Origin of the sequence: Streptomyces sp. NPDC006294 (genome assembly GCF_042870895.1) — a bacterium.
Lineage (GTDB): Bacteria > Actinomycetota > Actinomycetes > Streptomycetales > Streptomycetaceae > Streptomyces.
Genome location: NZ_JBIAHV010000010.1, coordinates 90,618 through 103,106, shown reverse-complemented (window position 1 = coordinate 103,106; position 12,489 = coordinate 90,618). Strand labels below are relative to the sequence as shown.

At 72.2% G+C, this 12,489-nt stretch carries 10 protein-coding genes; 5 read left to right on the top strand and 5 right to left on the bottom strand.

The genetic code is table 11. The annotated features are described in order from the left end of the window. The first annotated feature begins 104 nt into the window (after nucleotides 1-104). Entirely contained in the window at nucleotides 105-1,949 is a 1,845-nt protein-coding gene (locus ACFYOP_RS19410) for a prolyl oligopeptidase family serine peptidase (RefSeq protein ID WP_356894473.1), read from the top strand. An 83-nt stretch (nucleotides 1,950-2,032) separates the two neighbouring features. Next, on the top strand, nucleotides 2,033-2,788 hold the full coding sequence (locus ACFYOP_RS19405; RefSeq protein WP_356894471.1) for an SURF1 family protein: 756 nt from the start codon (nucleotides 2,033-2,035) through the stop codon (nucleotides 2,786-2,788). Nucleotides 2,789-3,047: 259 nt separating this feature from the next. On the opposite strand, the gene ACFYOP_RS19400 is transcribed toward ACFYOP_RS19405, so the two are convergent. From ACFYOP_RS19400 to ACFYOP_RS19385, 4 genes are all read right to left on the bottom strand, one after another. Then, a complete protein-coding gene (locus ACFYOP_RS19400) occupies nucleotides 3,048-4,127 on the bottom strand; it encodes a hypothetical protein (protein WP_356894469.1) in 1,080 nt (359 codons plus the stop codon). A 107-nt stretch (nucleotides 4,128-4,234) separates the two neighbouring features. Beyond that, complete coding sequence (locus ACFYOP_RS19395; RefSeq protein WP_356894467.1) at nucleotides 4,235-4,897, bottom strand: SigE family RNA polymerase sigma factor; 663 nt, start codon at nucleotides 4,895-4,897, stop codon at nucleotides 4,235-4,237. Between the two features lie 387 nt (nucleotides 4,898-5,284). Then, a complete protein-coding gene (locus ACFYOP_RS19390) occupies nucleotides 5,285-6,337 on the bottom strand; it encodes an aspartate-semialdehyde dehydrogenase (RefSeq protein WP_356894465.1) in 1,053 nt (350 codons plus the stop codon). Between the two features lie 25 nt (nucleotides 6,338-6,362). Continuing rightward, nucleotides 6,363-7,634, bottom strand: a complete 1,272-nt coding sequence (locus tag ACFYOP_RS19385; protein ID WP_356894463.1) for an aspartate kinase — start codon at nucleotides 7,632-7,634, stop codon at nucleotides 6,363-6,365. A 797-nt stretch (nucleotides 7,635-8,431) separates the two neighbouring features. Between ACFYOP_RS19385 and ACFYOP_RS19380 the strand changes: the two genes are divergently transcribed. From ACFYOP_RS19380 to ACFYOP_RS19370, 3 genes are all read left to right on the top strand, one after another. Further along, nucleotides 8,432-10,168 carry a LuxR C-terminal-related transcriptional regulator gene (locus tag ACFYOP_RS19380; protein WP_356894461.1) on the top strand — a complete coding sequence of 579 codons (1,737 nt, stop codon included), beginning with the start codon at nucleotides 8,432-8,434 and terminating at the stop codon, nucleotides 10,166-10,168. A 269-nt stretch (nucleotides 10,169-10,437) separates the two neighbouring features. After that, the gene (locus ACFYOP_RS19375; protein ID WP_356894459.1) at nucleotides 10,438-11,310 is read left to right on the top strand and encodes an alpha/beta hydrolase; all 873 of its coding nucleotides are present in this window, start codon (nucleotides 10,438-10,440) and stop codon (nucleotides 11,308-11,310) included. Between the two features lie 51 nt (nucleotides 11,311-11,361). Continuing rightward, nucleotides 11,362-12,207 carry a methyltransferase domain-containing protein gene (locus ACFYOP_RS19370; RefSeq protein WP_356894457.1) on the top strand — a complete coding sequence of 282 codons (846 nt, stop codon included), beginning with the start codon at nucleotides 11,362-11,364 and terminating at the stop codon, nucleotides 12,205-12,207. Between the two features lie 31 nt (nucleotides 12,208-12,238). Here the strand turns inward: ACFYOP_RS19370 and ACFYOP_RS19365 are convergent, their stop codons facing one another. Then, on the bottom strand, nucleotides 12,239-12,418 hold the full coding sequence (locus tag ACFYOP_RS19365) for a hypothetical protein (RefSeq protein WP_356894455.1): 180 nt from the start codon (nucleotides 12,416-12,418) through the stop codon (nucleotides 12,239-12,241). Nucleotides 12,419-12,489: the final 71 nt, after the last annotated feature.

The window sequence follows — 12,489 nt, the reverse complement described above, 5'->3', positions numbered from 1 at the left end:
GCGGGGTGTGATCCACCGCCGGGAACAGGGCCGGGACCGCAGCCTGTGGACAAGTTGTCCACAGGCTGCGGGGGATGTGGGCGCCATCCGCTTTCATTGAGGGCATGAGCGACGCACACACCATGGCCGAGATGCCCGACTGGGAGAAGCGCTTCAGGGCGCCGCGCGTCTCCCTGCCCGACTGGGCGGAGGACGCGCCGGACCGATCCCTCTTCGTGTCGAACGCGACGGGGACGTACGAGCTGTACGCCTGGGACCGGTCGACGGGCGAACAGCGCCAGGTCACCGACCGGCCGAACGGCACGTCGGACGGGATACTCACCCCTGACGGTGAGGCCGTCTGGTGGTTCTCCGACACCGACGGGGACGAGTTCGGCGTCTGGATGCGCCAGCCGTTCCACGGTGGTGACGACGTGCCCGCCGCCCCCGGCCTGGAGCCCTCGTATCCGGCGGGTCTCGCCATCAGCAGGGACGGAACCACCGCGGTCGTCGGCCGCTCCACCGACGAGGACGGCACGACGATCCATGTCGTACGGGCCGGACAGGCACCCCGGGAGATCTACCGGCACCGGGAGTCGGGCGGGGTGGGCGACCTCTCGCACGACGGGTCGCTGCTCGCGATCGAGCACACGGAGCACGGGGACGCCATGCACTCCTCGCTGCGGGTGACCCGGCTCGACGGCACCACCGTGGCCGAGCTGGACGACACGGCGGGCGGCACGGTGGAGCTCGGCCTGGAGGTCCTCGGTTTCGCCCCGGTCGACGGCGACACCCGGCTCCTCGTGGGGCATCAGCGGCGCGGCCGCTGGGAGCCGATGATCTGGGACGTCGCCTCGGGTGAGGAGACCGACCTCGGTGTCGAGCTGCCGGGCGACGTGAACGCCGAGTGGTATCCGGACGGCTCCGCGCTGCTGATCGCGCACGGCTTCGAGGCGCGGGACGAGCTGTGGCGCTACGACCTGGCGACGCGTGCGCTGACCCGGATCGACACGCCGGCCGGTTCGGTCTCCGGCGCGACAGCCCGCCCTGGGGGCACCTCCCAGGCCGAAGCCTGTGGGGGAGGCGGCGTCGAGTATCTGTGGTCGTCCGCGGCGCAGCCGCCCCAGGTCCGGTCCACCCGTGGTGGCGTGGTCCTCGAGCCTCCCGGTCTGAAGGCCCCCGCCTCCGTGCCGGTCGAGGACGTGTGGGTGGAGGGGCCGGGCGGCCGCATCCACGCCCTGGTCCAGAAGCCCGCGGGCGCCACCGGTCCGCTGCCGACGGTCTTCGAGATCCACGGCGGTCCCGCCTGGCACGACAGTGACGCCTTCGCGGCGGGCCCCGCCGCCTGGATCGACCACGGGTACGCGGTGGTGCGCGTCAACTACCGCGGCTCGACGGGCTACGGCCGCGAGTGGACGGACGCCCTGAAGCACCGGATCGGCCTGATCGAGCTGGAGGACGTCGCGGCGGTCCGCGCATGGGCGGTCTCCTCCGGCCTCGCCGACCCGGCGAAGCTGGTCCTGGCGGGCGGCTCCTGGGGCGGCTACCTGACCCTGCTGGGCCTCGGCACCCAGCCGCAGGAGTGGGCCGTGGGCCTCGCCGCCGTGCCGGTCGCCGACTTCGTCGCGTCGTACGAGGACGAGATGGAGAACCTGAAGGCACTGGACCGCACGCTGTTCGGCGGCAGCCCGGAGGAGGTGCCGGAGCGGTACGAGGCATCGTCGCCCCTGACCTACGTCGACGCGGTCCGGGCCCCGGTCTACATCTCGGCCGGCGTCAACGACCCGCGCTGCCCGATACGGCAGATCGACAACTACGTGGACAGGCTCGCGGCACGCGGCGCGGTGCACGAGGTGTACCGGTACGACGCGGGGCACGGCTCCCTCGTGGTGGAGGAGCGCATCAAGCAGGTGCGCCTCGAGATCGACTTCGCGGACCGGTATCTGAAGGGAGCCGCGATGGAGCGGTGAACCGTCCCGGTCGCCGCCCGGGTCGCCGCCTCCGTCGCCGACCCGGCACACGGAACCGCTGACGCGTTCCGTACCGTAGAGGGGTGTACCGATTCCTGCTGACGCCCCGCTGGTGGGGGATCAACGTCTTCGTCCTGCTGGCGATCCCTTTCTGCATCTTCATGGGCTCGTGGCAGCTGGGCAGGTTCGAGGACCGCGTCGACTCCCACCGTGAGGCGGAGCAGCGGCCGGACGAGAAGCAGCAGAAGGCGGCACCGCTGGAGGAGCTGCTGCCCGTCGACAAGGAGACGTCCGGCCGGCTGGCGAAGGCGTCCGGCCGGTACGGCGAGCAGTTCGTGGTCCCGCAGCGTGAACTCGACGGCAGGAGCGGCTCGTACGTGCTGACGCTGCTGCGGACGGACAGCGGACGGGTGCTGCCCGTGGTCCGTGGCTGGATGCCCGAGGGCGGGCGGGCGCCGGCCGCCCCGGCCGGCGAGGTCACGGTCACGGGGGCCCTGCAGGCCTCCGAGTCCACGGGTACGGACGGGGTGCACACGGCGGGCGGTCTGCCGAGCGGGCAGCTGGGCATGATCAGCGCGGCGTCGCTGGTGAACCTGGTCCCGGACGACGTGTACGACGCGTGGGTCACGCTGTCGAAGGCGGACGGCGGCCTGACGGCCGTGCCGGCGGCGGCCCCGGAGAACAGCGGCCTGGACCTGAAGGCGTTCCAGAACCTCGGCTACACGGGCGAGTGGTTCGTCTTCGCCGGTTTCGTGCTCTTCATGTGGTTCCGCCTGGTCCGCCGGGAGGCGGAAGCGGCCCGGGACAAGGCCCTGGGCCTCGACCTCGAGACCGCCTGACCCGACCGGGCGGGGTACGGCACGGGCGGCGTACGGCACGGGCGGGGTGGGCCAGGCAGCGTCAGTCTGGGGCGACCGGGCTCGCGGCACGTTGGCCAGGCCCGGCGGCGTCAGGCTGGTCCAACCGAGCCCGCGTCGGCACGGCCGGTTCGTCCCACCCGGCCGCGTCGAACCGGCAAGACCCGGCCCGCGTCGGCCGGGCCGCCCCCACCGCACCCCGAGCCGAGCAGGCGTCAGCTCCGCCCCGGCCCGCCCCGCGTCACTGGCCTGCCAGCACGCCGGTGTAGTAGACAGTTCCGGCGCAGGCGTCGGGGACGGTCGTCCGGCCGGTGACCGCGCCGTTCAGCGCGGAGTACGTGACCGTCACGCTGCCGTCCTGCGTACCGTCCTCGACCATCAGCTGCGGCTCGGCGGCGTTCCCCTCGGACGTACCGGTGCCGTCCTGGCCGCCGGCGCCACTGGCCGTACCGCCGGTGCCTCCGCCGGTGGTTCCGCCACCGCCCGAGGTGTCACCACTGGACGGGGAGGGAGCAGGGGAGGAGCCTTCGGTCGGGCAGGTGTCGGACGGCACCCACGCGAACCTCACCTCGTACGACTGGGCCGCCGTCGCGACCGCCACGTCCGTCTCCGCCGCCGGGTCGGGCAGGCCGCTCGCCGCGTCACCCGCCGTGTGGCGCGCCACACCGATCCGGGCCGGGTCGGCGGCGCCCACCGCCGAGAAGCCGACGGTGGAGCCGCCGACGAAGCAGTCGGCGTCGGAGAGGTTGGTGACGCGGAAGGTTCCGTACGCCTTGCCCTCGGCGTCCGGGGCGCCCAGCTCCGTCGAGACCGCCAGCTGCCCGGGCTTGCAGGCCTGAGCCTGTGTCGCCGGGGGCTGCACCGCGCCGGACGCGCCGTCCGAGCCGCCGGTCGGCGCCTGCGCCGACTGGCCCGGTCCGGTCGTCCGGCCGGGCGAGACCGTGTCCCCGGCGCCCTGGGTGGGCGCCTTGACGCCGTTGTCGCCACCGGTGACGCCCGGGTCGTTGCCCGTGCCGCCCTGCGCCTGCTGGTCGTGTCCGGCGTTGACGGGGTTGGCGCTGTCGGCGCCCCGCGAATTCGCCACGTGGATGAAGGCGGGGACGGCGGTGCCGATCAGCAGGGCCGCCGCGGCCATGCCGACCAGGGCCTGCCGCTTGCGGGCCCGTCGCGCCGGGACCGCCCGCCGCAGATGGTCGAGTGCGTCGGCGGAGGGCTGGATGTCCTGGACGGCACCCTGCAGCAGGCGCCGCAGTGCGTCCTCGTCCCCTCCGGTGTCGTTGACCGGACGTTCCTTCGGCCCGTCGGCCGGCCCGTTGCTCACAGTGTCGTTCCCAGTCCGGTGGTCGGACGGCCCGTCCGGCCCGTAATGCTCAGCATGCCTGTACTTCTTGAAAAGCCCGAAACGCTCGGAGTCGTGGTCGCGGCCGCTCATTTCGTGGCCTCCATGGCGACACGGAGCGCCGCGATCCCCCGCGAGCCGTACGCCTTGACCGAGCCGAGGGAGACCCCCAGCGTCTCGGCCACCTGAGCTTCCGTCATGTCGGCGAAGTATCGCAGCACCAGCACCTCGCGCTGGCGCCGCTGCAGCCCCTTCATCGCCTTGATGAGCGCGTCCCGCTCCAGTTGGTCGTACGCGCCTTCCTCGGCGCTCGCCATGTCCGGCATCGGCTTGGAGAGCAGCTTGAGGCCGAGGATGCGCCTGCGCAGCGCGGACCGGGAGAGGTTGACCACGGTCTGCCGCAGATAGGCGAGGGTCTTCTCCGGGTCCCGCACACGGCTCCGCGCCGAGTGGACCCGGATGAACGCCTCCTGGACCACGTCCTCGCACGACGCCGTGTCGTCGAGGAGCAGGGCGGCGAGGCCCAGCAGCGATCGGTAGTGGGCGCGGTAGGTCTCGGTCAGAAGGTCGACGGTGGTACCCGTGGCCATGGTGTCCTCAGCACCCGGCCGCTGCGACGGCACGCGCGTGGTCCGGGAGGCAGGCACGGGCGCGATCACCGGCATGCCGCCGGCCGGGCGTGGCTTGCGGCGCGGGCGCACCGAAGCGCCACGTACCGGGACCACCCTTGCGATGTCGAGAACCTCTGCCACGCCTGTTGGACACGCTGCCCCCCGCCAGGGTTGTACGCGCATGCCACCGCTTTTGGCGGCGAACCGAAAACCCGCATGCGCACCGTTCTTCCCCAATGCCCCATTTTTGGGGCACCGTGCCGAGGTGCCCGCAAAGACGCTCCCGCCCAACTACCGGTTGCAGCGAGGGGGAATCGCATACTCGAACATGCCGACGCCCCAGCTCAAGCGGCACAGGCCACCGTTTCCCTCACAGGGCGTTCACAGATCCTACAAAGAACGGGGGCCGCACCACGTCGTATTAACTGCTGGGACCACGAGATTACGAGACGGCACTGACAGCACCGACGCCACCCGCCCGCGAGCCGCAGCACGGGCCGGGTACAACCCGGCACGAAGAGGGCGGTCTCACCTGTATTCGGCGGCGACGCACTCGGCGATCTGGGCGGAGTTGAGAGCCGCGCCCTTGCGGAGGTTGTCGCCGCAGACGAACAGTTCGAGACCGCAGGCGTCGTCCGGGGAACGCCGCACGCGCCCCACCCAGGTCGGGTCGGTGCCCACCACGTCCGCGGGGGTGGGGAAGTCGCCCGCCTCCGGGTTGTCGTAGAGCACGACGCCGGGCGAGGTCGCGAGCACCTCGTGGGCCCGCTCGACGGTGATCTCCTTCTCGAAGCGCGCGTGCACCGACAGCGAGTGGGTCGTCAGCACCGGCACCCGGACACAGGTGGCGGTCACCCTCAGAGCCGGCAGGCCGAGGATCTTGCGGGTCTCCGCCCGCAGCCCCAGCTCCTCGGACGACCAGCCGTCGTCGGCGACCGTCCCCGCCCAGGGCACCACATTGAGCGCCAGCGGTGCCGGGAACGGCCCCAGGTCGTCGCCCACCGCACGCCGTACGTCCCCGGGCCCCACGCCCAGATCCGTACCGGCCACCATCGACAACTGCGCCCGCAGCGAGGCCACGGCCTCACGGCCCGCGCCACTGACGGCCTGGTAGGACGAGACGACCAGTTCCTGCAGGCCGAACTCGCCGTGCAGCGCGCCGACGGCCGGGAGCATGGCGAGCGTCGTGTCGTGCGGGCTCGCGACGATGCCGCGCGGGCGCACCCGTACGGCATGGGGGTTGACCTCGGGGACGACCAGCGGAACCTCGGCGTCCATGCGGAACGCCGGAGACGCGTCCACGACGACGGCGCCCTTGGCGACCGCCACGGGCGCCCACCGCTCGGACACCTCGCCGGGCGCCAGGAAGATCGCGACGTCGATGCCGTCGAAGAGGCCCTCGCCGATCTCCAGGACCTCGCACTCCTCCCCGCGCACGGCCAGCTTGCGGCCGGCCGAGCGCGGGGAGGCGGCGAGTCGGATCTCGCCCCAGACGTCCGCGTGCTGGGACAGGATCTGGAGCATCACCGCACCGACGGCTCCGGTCGCTCCCACGACCGCGAGCGCCGGTTTGGACGTCATCGCGCCACGCCTCCGTGCCGGCGCGTCATCGGCCGGTGCCTCCGTAGACGACGGCCTCGTCCGAGTCGGAGTCGAGCCCGAAGGCGCTGTGCACGGCGCGCACGGCCTCGTTGACGTCGTCCTGACGGGTGACCACCGAGATGCGGATCTCGGAGGTCGAGATCAGCTCGATGTTCACGCCGGCGTCGGACAGCGCCTCGAAGAACGAGGCGGTGACGCCCGGGTTGGTCTTCATACCCGCGCCGACCAGCGAGATCTTGCCGATCTGGTCGTCGTAGCGCAGCGAGTCGAACCCGATGGCGGACTTCTGCTTCTCCAGGGCCGCCATCGCCTTGGCGCCGTCCGTCTTGGGCAGCGTGAAGGAGATGTCGGTCAGGGCGGTGGTGGCCGCCGAGACGTTCTGCACGACCATGTCGATGTTGATCTCGGCATCGGCGATCGCGCGGAAGATGGCTGCCGCCTCACCGGGCTTGTCGGGGACGCCGACAACCGTGACCTTGGCCTCGGAGACGTCGTGGGCGACTCCGGAGATGATGGCGTGCTCCACCTTCTGATCCCCTCGCGGTTCGTTGCTGACCCAGGTGCCGCGCAGTCCCGAGAAGGACGAGCGGACGTGGATCGGAATGTTGTATCGGCGTGCGTACTCCACACAGCGGTGGAGCAGCACCTTGGAGCCGGAGGCGGCGAGCTCCAGCATGTCCTCGGAGGAGATCCAGTCGATCTTCCGGGCCTTCTTCACGACCCGCGGGTCGGCGGTGAAGACACCGTCGACGTCGGTGTAGATCTCACAGACCTCGGCGTCCAGCGCGGCGGCCAGCGCCACCGCCGTGGTGTCGGACCCGCCACGCCCGAGCGTGGTGATGTCCTTCTTGTCCTGGGACACACCCTGGAACCCGGCGACGATGGCGATGTTGCCCTCGTCCAGCGCTGTGCGGATCCGGCCCGGCGTCACATCGATGATGCGCGCTTTGTTGTGGACCGAGTCGGTGATGACGCCTGCCTGGCTGCCGGTGAACGACTGTGCCTCGTGGCCCAGGTTTTTGATCGCCATGGCCAGCAGGGCCATGGAGATCCGCTCTCCCGCGGTCAGCAGCATGTCGAACTCACGCCCGGCAGGGATCGGGGATACCTGCTCGGCGAGATCGATCAGCTCGTCCGTCGTGTCGCCCATCGCCGATACCACGACGACCACCTGGTGGCCGTTCTTCTTGGCATCGACGATTCGCTTGGCGACCCGCTTGATGCCTTCGGCATCGGCTACGGAGGAGCCTCCGTACTTCTGCACGACAAGGCCCACGTGCGCTCCTCGCTCGGTCTTCTGCAGTCACTACTGCGGTCGGCTCATTTTATCGAGCGGCCGCGGATCGCCCCGCTGATGTCACATCGTGAGATGTCCCGCTCACTACGTGATCATCCGGAAGTCCCGGAGGGCGTCCGCGGCCGTTCGGGTTGGCTACTGCCCAAGGGTCGCCGGGGTACGCGAGTATGTGGGCCGGCTCACACGCACCGGTCCTGACCGGCCCGGAAACACTCCGGGCCCCGGCCGGAAACCGCGGACCTCGCCTGGCCGGCCGGGACACGCGGCCTCGGTCGGCGCGGCCTCGTGTCCGGGTTCGGTCGGAACCAGGGGCCTGGCGACCGCGCTGCTGCTCGCCTCCGGCGGCCTGGGCGTCCTCGCGGCGTGGGCTGCTGGGGTCCGGCAGCAGCTTTCCGACCGGGGGTGTCCGCCGGAAGGACGAGGTCGGCACGTCGCCGCTCGCCGACCGGAGCCACCCGGCTGAACTGCGCGCCGGAGGGCCGCCGCCGCGCCCACCACCGCGTCACCGACTGTCGGGGAAGCCGGTGCGGGAGTGGTCGTCACGGTCGACCAGGAGGCAGCCGGGGATTCCGGCTGTCGCACAGCATCTGGGCATCGACGTGATCGCGACGGTTCGCGTCCCTGTCGCGCGGTGACTTCGATGGCCGGACGTGGCCATCGCCGGACCGCCGCACTGCCGAACCGCCGCTCCTGAGCCACCGCCGCACCGCCGCACCGGTCGCCCAGGAGCGTAAAATTTCAGGTGCGCGCCGGGACGGCGACGGCAGGAGGCGGGCATGTCCCCACTCGGCACACTCGAGGACGGCCGGACCGCGTTCGGGCAGCAGAGGTGGGCGGACGCCTGCGCCCTGCTCCGCTCTGCCGACGACCGCGAACCGCTCGCCCCCGGGGACCTCGAGCTGCTCGCCACAGCCGCGTATCTGGTGGGCCAGGACGACAGCAGCGTCCGCGCCTGGGAGCGGGCGCACCATGTGCTGCTGGAGCAGAACGACGTCCCCGGTGGAGCACGGTGCGCGTTCTGGCTCGGGATGCTCCTCTTCAACCGGGGCGAGACAGCGCGCGGCGGCGGCTGGATCGGCCGGGCGCACCGGCTGCTCGACGAGGGGGCGGTTGACTGCGTGGAGCAGGGCTACCTGCTGGTGCCCATGGCGCTGCAGACCCTGGAGGGCGGTGACGCCCCGGCGGCGTACGCCCTCTGCGGCCAGGCAGCCAAGGTCGCGGACCGTTTCGGGGACCGCGATCTCGCCGCGTTCGCGCTGCTGGGACGGGGGCAGACACTGGTCCGGATGGGTGAGACGGCCCAGGGTCTGGCACTGCTCGACGAGGTGATGACCGGCGTCACCGCGGGCGAGGCGTCACCGGTGGTCGCCGGGATCGTCCACTGCGCGGTGATCATCACCTGCCAGGAGGCCTTCGATCTGCACCGGGCGCAGGAGTGGGCGGAGGCGCTGAGCCGCTGGTGCGCGTCCCACCCGGATCTGGTGCCCTACCGCGGCCAGTGCCTGGTGCACCGTTCGGAGATCCTTCAGATGCACGGTGAGTGGGCCTCGGCGATGACCGAGGTACGGCGGGCGCGCGAGCGGCTCGCGACACCACCCGGGCAGCCGGCGATCGGCATGGCGTACTACCAGCAGGCCGAACTGCACCGGCTGCGCGGCGAGTTCCAGGAGGCCGAACAGGCCTACCGACAGGCCGCGGAGCAGGGACGCCCGCCGCAGCCGGGACTGGCCCTGCTGCGCCTCGTCCAGGGGCGGCCCGCGGATGCGAGGGCGGCCCTGGGCCGGATCGTGCAGGACGTCCAGGACCGGTCGACCCGGTCGAAGGTGCTGGCCGCGTACGTCGAGGCCATGCTCGGCCCGTACGGCCGGACCCCCGTCGACGACACCGCCCCTGCCGTGGACACAGAGCATTCGTCGCGGCGAACTGCGGCCGACGACACGGCCGCCGACGACACAGCCGCCGCCCGCACCGCCGCGGACGAATTGGCGGCGATCGCGGCCGGCCTCGGGGCGCCGCTGCTGCGCGCGGTCTCCGCCCGTGCGACGGGGGCGGTGCTTCTCGCGGAGGGCGACGCCCGCGCCGCCTGTGCGGAACTGGGCCGGGCCCGGCAGCTCTGGCTGGAGCTCCAGGTCCCGTACGAGGACGCCCGCACCCGTGCCCTGATGGGGATCGCCTGCCACCGGCTCGGTGACCACGACACCGCCGCGCTGGACCTCGAGGGAGCACGCCGGATCTTCCGCGACCTGGGCGCGGCACCCGACCTGGCCCTCCTCGACGCGGCGGAGAGGGCCGCAGTCGGCGGCGGGCCCGCAACGGCGGCGGGCGGGCTCACCGGGCGCGAGGTCCAGGTGCTGGAGCTGGCGGCGGCCGGGCGGACCAACCGCGAGATCGCGGCGGAACTGTTCCTCAGCGAGCACACGGTCCGCCGCCACCTGCAGAACGTCTTCACGAAGCTGGGAGTGTCCTCCCGCGCCGCGGCCACCGCGTACGCCTACCGGCACGGGTTGCTCTGACGCCGCCACGAGCCCGGTCCGCCGCACGCCGCTGTGCGGCGGCAGTGCTCCGGTCAGGACACGCCGTCACGGCACCGCGCCCCCTCCGGCCTCGTCCGGCGCCCCCCGGCTCCGCCCGTGGTATGTACGGACCACTCCGGCCGACGCGCCGCATTGGTACGCGTGCGCGATGCGGCGCCCCGGCGGCTCTCCGTAGCGTCGGCGGCGTCAAGTACTTCGGGCCACCGCCATACGAAGAACCACCGCCATACGAAGAAGAGGTGGACGTCATGGCCACCATCACCATCGACGCGCGTGAGACTCTGCTGGCCCCGCTCCCCGTCACCGAGCGGCGCCTCACCTGCGCGGGTGTGAGCACCGCCGTCCTGGAAGGCGGGGACGGCCCGCCGCTCGTCCTTCTGCACGGTCCGGGGGAGTGCGCGGCGCACTGGACCCGGGTGATCCCCGACCTCGTGACGACCCACCGTGTGGTCGCCCCCGATCTCCCCGGCCACGGCTCCTCCGACACGGGAGACACGGGGGACGGCCCCCTGAACGCGGACCGCACGGTGGCCTGGCTGGAGGACCTGGTCGAGCAGACCTGTCCGTCGCCGCCCGCCGTCGTCGGACGGCTGCTCGGCGGTGCCATCGCGGCCCGCTTCGCCGCCGCCCGCCCCGACCGGCTCGAACGCCTGATCCTGGTCGACAGCTACGGGCTGACCCGCTTCCGGCCGACGCCGTCTTTCGCCGTCGCTCTCGCCGGCTTCGCCGCACGTCCCACCCCGCGCTCCATCGACCGCCTCTTCCGCGCGTGCTCGGCCGAACCGGAGCGCGTGGCGCGGGAACTGGGCGACACGGCGGACGCGCTGAAGACGTACGCCGTCGACACGGCCCGCACCCGACGCAACAAGGCCGCGATGCGCGCTCTCATGCCTCAGCTCGCCCTGCCGGCCATCCCCGACGAGGTCCTGCGGCGGATCACCGTTCCCACCGCGCTGATCTGGGGACGGGAGGACCCCCAGACACGAGTCCGGACGGCCGAAGCCGCGAGCGCCCGCTACGGCTGGCCCCTCCACGTGATCGACCGAGCCGGTGACGAGCCGCCCATCGATCAGCCGGAGGCGTTCCTCAAGGCACTGCGCTCCATCCTCCGGCCGACGTGAACACCAACCTGCCGGCATGAACACCAAGGGGGGTGGGAGGAAGTGACGGTCATGACCACGCATGCATCCACACAGCAGCAGCAACGGGAACGGGCGGCCTGGGACCACATCGCCGAAGACTTCGACCGGTATGTCACCCCGCTGACCGGCCAACTGGCCGAGAGGGCCCTGGACCTGGCCGGCCTCCGTCCGGGAATGCGCTTCCTGGACGTGGCTGCGGGCAGCGGGGCACTGAGCATCCCCGCCGCGCGCCGCGGCGCACACGTCACGGCGACGGACTACTCCCCCGCGATGGTCGAACGCCTCGCCGCCCGGGCGCAGGCGGCAGGCCTGAGCGGGGTGGAGAGCCACGTCATGGACGGCCTGGCCCTTGATCTGGCGGACGACACGTTCGACGTCTCCGGATCTCAGAACGGTGTGTCGGTCTTCCCGGACCTGACCCGCGGACTGGCGGAACTGGTACGGGTCACCAGGCCGGGCGGGCGGGCTCTGCTCGTCGCGTTCGGGGCGCCGATCCAGGAAACGGAGTTCATCGCCTTCGTCTTCGGCGCCCTGCGGGCCGCGGTGCCGGGCTTCACGCCGCCACTGACGGATCCCCCGCCGCCGCCGTTCCGGCTCACCGACCCGGAGAAGATGCGCCACGTGCTCGCCGACGCCTCGCTCACCGACGTCCGCGTGGAAACCGTGGACTGGCCTGTCGAGATCCGCTCCGCCGCACACCTGTGGAACGTGACGACCTCCGGCCACCCGATCGTCGCCACGCTCGTCTCCGGTCTGACGGAGGAGCAACGCGGTGCGGCACGTCAGGTGCTGGACGGCATGCTCCTCGAACGCTCCGGCGGGCGCGGCGTCGCCGTGCTCAACAGCCGGATGAACGTGGGCGTCGGCACGAAGTGACGCCGGCCCGCACACGTCCCGGACGGTGCCCTCAGCCGCGACGCGCCGTGACCGTCAGGGACGTGGCCGCCGGGACACCGGGCTCGTACGGCGCGCTCTCGGGCGCGGTCGTGTCGACGAGGCGGATGCCGTTGCTGACCGTGACCGTGAACTCGCGGGCCGCCCCGCCGCGCACCAGGCTCAGGGGGCCGCCGCCGGCCGACGCGTACATCGGCAGGGCGGTCGGCCGGCGGCCGAACCTGGCAGCACGGGGGAGCGGTCAGGACACGCGGAAGCAGCGGT